We start from the raw sequence: 5,911 nt of genomic DNA, 5'->3' as shown, positions 1-5,911 counted from the left end.
TGCCGCCGCCGGGGACGATGCCTTCTTCCACCGCGGCGCGGGTCGCATGCAGCGCGTCATCGACGCGGTCCTTGCGTTCCTTCACTTCGACTTCGGTGGCGCCGCCGACCTTGATCACCGCAACGCCGCCGGCGAGCTTGGCGAGACGCTCCTGGAGCTTCTCGCGGTCGTAATCGCTGGTGGTGTTCTCGATCTGCTGGCGGATCGCCTCGACGCGGCCCTTGATCGAGCCTTCCTCACCCGCACCGTCGACGATGGTGGTGTTGTCCTTGTCGATGGTGACGCGCTTGGCCTGGCCGAGCATGCCCAGCGTGACGCTCTCGAGCTTGATGCCGAGATCCTCGCTGATCATCTCGCCCTTGGTCAGGATCGCGATGTCCTCGAGCATCGCCTTGCGGCGATCGCCGAAGCCCGGCGCCTTCACGGCCGCGACCTTGAGGCCACCGCGCAGCTTGTTCACCACGAGCGTGGCGAGCGCCTCGCCCTCGATGTCCTCGGCGATGATCAGCAGCGGACGGCCCGACTGCACGACCGCTTCCAGGATCGGGAGCATCGCCTGCAGGTTCGACAGCTTCTTCTCGTGGATCAGGATGTACGGGTCGTTGAGCTCGACCGTCATCTTTTCCGGATTGGTGATGAAGTAAGGCGAGAGGTAGCCGCGGTCGAACTGCATGCCCTCGACGACGTCCAGCTCGAATTCGAGGCCCTTGGCCTCTTCGACCGTGATGACGCCTTCCTTGCCGACCTTCTCCATCGCCTCGGCGATCTTCTCGCCGACGACGGTGTCGCCGTTGGCCGAGATGATGCCGACCTGCGCGACTTCCTGGCTGCCGGAGACGGGCTTCGAACGCGCCTTCACGTCGGCGACGACCTTCTCGACCGCCTGGTCGATGCCGCGCTTCAGATCCATCGGGTTCATGCCGGCCGCAACCGACTTCATGCCTTCGCGCACGATCGCCTGGGCGAGCACGGTGGCGGTGGTGGTGCCGTCACCGGCATTGTCGTTGGTCTTCGAGGCCACTTCGCGCAGCATCTGCGCGCCCATGTTCTCGAACTTGTCCTTGAGCTCGATCTCCTTGGCGACGGTGACGCCGTCCTTGGTGATGCGCGGCGCGCCGAAGCTCTTGTCGATCACGACGTTGCGGCCCTTGGGGCCCAGGGTCACCTTCACCGCATCGGCGAGGATGTCGACGCCGCGCAGGATGCGCTCACGCGCGTCGCGGCTGAATTTCACGTCCTTGGCTGCCATCTGGCTACCTTTCTGACTGTGTTAAGAGACGAAGTTGACGAAGTTGACAGGTGCGAATGCCCTGGGACGGCAGGCCATCGAGGCCCACCGGCCGGCGTCAGCCGACGATGCCCAGAATGTCGCTTTCCTTCATGATCAGCAGGTCTTCGCCATCGAGCTTGACCTCGGTGCCGGACCACTTGCCGAACAGGATGCGGTCGCCCGCCTTGACGTCGAGCGGGGTGACGGTGCCGTCATCGCCCTTCGCGCCGCCACCGACGGCGACGACCTCGCCCTCCTGCGGCTTTTCCTTGGCGGTATCGGGGATGATGATGCCCCCGGCGGTCTTTTCCTCGGCCTCGACGCGGCGAACCAGCACGCGATCGTGCAGCGGACGGAAACCCATATGTGTCCCTTTCCTGCAACAAGGACGGGATACGGATCAGCCCGCAGCCCGCCCAAATGCTTCCTGAAAACCTGTTAGCACTTCGGCATCCCGAGTGCCAACGCGCATATGTGAAGCGGTGCCGGCCGCGTCAACGGCGCTTCGCCGAATTTTTGAGGCATCACTGACACTCGCCGATGCAGGAAGGGCCGTGACCGGCCTTTAGCAGCGATGTAGGCGGGGCGCGCGCGCCAGTCGCTAGATTTCACCTATATAGTCAATGATATGGTCGGCGAATTCTTCCTCGGTCATGTCGTACGTGATGACCGCTTCAAGCATACGGCCCAGCAACGTGTCGTCAGGCATGTCCAGATCAAATCCATTCGCCTGGAGGAATGCGATCATCGAGACGGTAGCGGTCCGCTTGTTCCCGTCGACGAAGCCGTGATTGCGCGCGAGCGCCACGCCAAGGCGAATAGCCAGGACGAGCAGATCATCCTCGTCATCATAATGATAGGCGTTGATCGGGTTGGACACCGCGCTCTGCACGAGGCCGGCGTCGCGTATTCCGTACGTTCCGCCGAAGCGATCTATCTGCTCAAGCTGCGCTTCGCAGACGTCCTCGTAGGTGATCCAGCGCGGCTCAGCGTCCAAGATATTCGAGGGTCTTCTTATACCGCTCGGTGATCTGCGCGCGCGCGGCCTTCATGTCGAAATCCGCCTGCGGACGAGCGTCGAGCTTGCGCCGGGGCGTCGTCTTCACCTGCGTCGCCATCTGGCCCTCCATCAAGCCTGCCGGGGCGCATCCCGCCCTGCAGCTCCTATAAAATGGGCAGATAGTCGCCCGGTTTCAACAAAAAGGTGAATCCGCGATCAGGCGCCGGCCCGCGCCATCGCATAAGCCTGCGTCCCGCGAGTCAGCAGGCGATCCCCCGGCAGCAGGTCCCCCGGGGCGAGATCGGGCTGGTCGCCCAGTCGCGCGTAGAGCGGTGCGAAATCGGTTTCGAGCGTGGCGCGGAGCAGCGCGTCGAAACTGTCGATCACGAAATAGACCTGCTGGTAATCGTCGATCCGGTAGCGCGTGCGCATGACGCGTTCCATGTCGAAGCCGATCCGGTTGGGTGACGGATCGTCGAGCGCGAACAGCGATTCACCCCGGCTCGACACGATCCCCGCGCCATAGATGTTGAGCCCGTCGCCCGAGCGCACCAGCCCGAATTCGACCGTGTACCAGTAGAGCCGCGCGAGCTTGTCGATCGCGCCGTGGCGCATCGCGCGCAGCCCGCCCTCGCCATAGGCCTGCATGTAATCGGCAAAGACCGGGTGGGCGAGCATCGGGACATGGCCGAACACGTCGTGGAAGACGTCGGGCTCCTGCAGATAATCGAGCTGGTCGGCGCGGCGGATGAAGCGCCCCGCAACGAAGCGGCGGTGGGCGAGATGGTCGAAGAAGACGTCGTCGGGCACCAGCCCGGGCACGGCCACCACCTGCCACCCGGTCGCCTTCATCAGCCGTTCGGACAGTTCCGCGAAATCGGGAATGCCCGGCCTGGACAGGTGGAGGATGTCGAGCCCGGCCAGAAATTCGGGCGCGGCGCGGCCGGGCAACAAGGCGGACTGGCGCGCGAACAATGTGTCCCACACGGCATGCTCCTCAACCGTGTAGCGGCCCCAATCCTGCGGCACGGTCCAGTCGGACGCGGCCTCGGGCGGGCGGGTGAGCGAGTCGTGGGCCATGGATGCGATCCTAACCGGCGGCACGCCGAAACCAATGGCGGTCGCGCATCGGCAGCGGCGTAACGAATCTGACTTTTGATCGAAACGCGCGCGTCAAAACTCCGCTCCAAAAGGGCGCCCAACCACATAATCCGGGGGCCACAGATGAGCGACGCGCGCGACATTGCCGCATATACCGACGGTGACATCGATACCAATCGCAGCACGAATCCGTCACTGAACGACCTGATCGACGCGCGCTATTCGCGGCGGCAGACGCTGTTCGGGGGCGTCACCGCCGCCACCGTCGCGGTGTTCGGCGGCATGGTCGCGGCGTGCGGCGACGGCGATGACGCCGCCCCGATCAACGTCAGCGCCGGATCAAGCGGCGCGACCAGTTCGGGCAAGGTCGTCAAGCTGACCGGCACGAGCATCGGCATCGGCAGTCCGCAAGGGTCCTTCACGCAGCTGAGCGGCCCGGCCGTCACGCTGACCACCGCCAGCGACGGATCCGCCAGCTTCATCGCGCCGAGCGTAAGCGCCGACACGCCGCTCGTCTTCCGCTACAACGTGCAGGGCGATCGCGGCCATTCCAGCTTCGGCGACACGACCGTGACGGTCAGCCCGGCCAAGCTCGACTTCACCGCCGTGCCCAAGAACATGAACGACATCGTCACCGTCCCCGCCGGGTACAGCGTGACCGTGCTCTATCGCCTGGGCGATCCGATCACCGCCGCCACCCCCGCTTATGCCAATGACGGCAGCGATACCGGCTTTTCGGCGCGTGCCGGCGACCATCATGACGGCATGTCCTTCTTCGGGCTCGCCGCGAGCGGCAGTGCGCCCGACGCGAACAACAGCGCGCGCGGCCTCCTCGTGCTCAACCACGAGAATATCACGCAGGCCTATCTCCACCCCAACGGCCCGACCACGACCGGCGGCGTCCGGCCCGAAGCCGAGGCGCTGAAGGAGATGGAGTGCCACGGCATATCGGTGATCGAGGTGACGCGCGGCGCGAACGGCTGGACCTATGTCCAGAATTCGGCGCTGAACCGCCGCATCACCCCGCTCACGCCGATGACGATCAGCGGGCCGGCGGCGGGCAGCCCGCTGCTGCGCACGCAATTTTCGCCGACCGGCACCGCCGGGCGCGGCACGATCAACAATTGCGCCAACGGCTACATGCCGTGGGGCACGTACCTGACCAACGAAGAGAATTGGGCAGGCTATTTCCGCCGTGACACGCCCGACAGCGCGCGACCGGCGGCGGCCGACGCGGCGCTTCGCCGCTACGGCATCGCGCCCGGGCGCGCGGGCAATTACGCCTGGTCGACGGTGACCCCGGCGGGCGGCGGCACGATCTATCGCCGCTGGGACATCACGCAGACGGGCGCGACCGATGGGACGGGCGACTTCCGCAACGAAGCCAACCAGTTCGGCTGGGTGGTCGAGATCGACCCCTACACGCAGAATTCGACGCCGCGGAAGCGCACCGCGATCGGCCGCATGAATCACGAGGGTTGCTGGGCGGGCCGCGTCGTGCCCGGCGTGCGTCCCGCTTTCTACACCGGCGACGATGCGCAGAACGAATATCTCTACAAGTTCGTGTCCGCGACGCCGTGGGTCGCCGCCGACGCGACGCCCGCCGACCGGCTGGCCACGGGCGATAAATATCTGAACAGCGGCACGCTGTACGTCGCGCGCTTCAACGCCGACGGATCGGGCCAGTGGCTGCCGCTCGTCTACGGGCAGGGGCCGCTCACGAGCGCGAACAGTTATCCCTTCGCCGACCAGGCCGACGTGCTGATCCACGCGCGCCTCGCCGCCGACGCGGTGGGCGCGACCAAGATGGATCGCCCCGAATGGACCGCGATCAACCCCGCCAATGGCGAGATGTACTGCACGCTGACCAACAACAGCTCGCGCACGCCCGCCACCACCGACGCCGCCAATCCGCGCGCCTACACCGATCCCAAGGTCGGCGGCGGGCAGACCAACGGCAACGCCAACGGCCACATCGTCCGCCTGCGCGAAACGGGCGACACGACCGAGGCGCTGACCTTCACCTGGGACATCTACGCGTTCGGCGCGGGCGCGGACCTCGACCCCAACAACATCAACCTGTCGGGGCTCGACGCGAGCAACGATTTCTCTTCTCCCGACGGCATGTGGTTCGGGCGGGCAAGCAATCCGTCGGGGCAGGTCACGCCGGTCATGTGGCTGCAGACCGACGACGGCGCCTATACCGACATCACCAACTGCATGATGCTGGCGGCGATGCCGGGGCGCGTCGGCGACGGCGGCACCAAATCGATCACCAACACGATCGGCACGGCGACCGGCGCCGCCACCACGCGCAGCGGCAAGGCGCCGGGCGCAACGCTCCGCCGCTTCCTGGTGGGGCCGAAGGAGTGCGAGATCACCGGCGTTGATTCGACCCCCGACGGCCGCACGCTGTTCGTCAACATCCAGCACCCCGGCGAGAACGGAAACCCGACCCGCATCACCTCCAACTGGCCGGCCAATCAGGCGGGCAGCGGCGGCAGCGGCGCGCGGCCGCGCTCCGCGACGATCGCCCTCAC

6 protein-coding genes are annotated in these 5,911 nt (G+C 66.1%); 1 reads left to right on the top strand and 5 read right to left on the bottom strand.

Annotated features, from left to right (window positions below):
* The 5 genes from groL to phhA all read right to left on the bottom strand — a co-directional run.
* Positions 1 to 1,249: chaperonin GroEL (gene groL, locus ACOJSF_RS02160; protein WP_420140594.1), on the bottom strand; the 1,249-nt coding region annotated here is incomplete at its 3' end.
* Positions 1,250 to 1,346: 97 nt separating this feature from the next.
* The gene (groES, locus tag ACOJSF_RS02155) at positions 1,347 to 1,634 is read right to left on the bottom strand and encodes a co-chaperone GroES (RefSeq protein WP_420140593.1); all 288 of its coding nucleotides are present in this window, start codon (positions 1,632 to 1,634) and stop codon (positions 1,347 to 1,349) included.
* Positions 1,635 to 1,871: 237 nt separating this feature from the next.
* Positions 1,872 to 2,267, bottom strand: coding sequence for a type II toxin-antitoxin system death-on-curing family toxin (locus ACOJSF_RS02150; RefSeq protein WP_420140592.1), 396 nt, complete (start codon positions 2,265 to 2,267; stop codon positions 1,872 to 1,874).
* Positions 2,257 to 2,388 (bottom strand): hypothetical protein, encoded by a 132-nt coding sequence (locus ACOJSF_RS02145; protein ID WP_420140591.1) that lies wholly within the window; start codon positions 2,386 to 2,388, stop codon positions 2,257 to 2,259. Before ACOJSF_RS02145 ends, ACOJSF_RS02150 begins: the two co-directional genes overlap by 11 nt.
* Positions 2,389 to 2,486: 98 nt before the next feature.
* Complete coding sequence (gene phhA, locus ACOJSF_RS02140) at positions 2,487 to 3,350, bottom strand: phenylalanine 4-monooxygenase (protein ID WP_420140590.1); 864 nt, start codon at positions 3,348 to 3,350, stop codon at positions 2,487 to 2,489.
* A 144-nt stretch (positions 3,351 to 3,494) separates the two neighbouring features.
* On the opposite strand from phhA, the gene ACOJSF_RS02135 reads away from it, so the two are divergent.
* Positions 3,495 to 5,911, top strand: a 2,417-nt coding sequence (locus tag ACOJSF_RS02135; protein ID WP_420140589.1) for an alkaline phosphatase PhoX, incomplete at its 3' end; no start/stop codon positions are given.

The organism is Sphingomonas sp., assembly GCF_048594985.1.
In the GTDB taxonomy this organism is placed as follows: domain Bacteria; phylum Pseudomonadota; class Alphaproteobacteria; order Sphingomonadales; family Sphingomonadaceae; genus Sphingomonas_I.
This window is presented reverse-complemented; position numbering and strand designations above follow the sequence as displayed.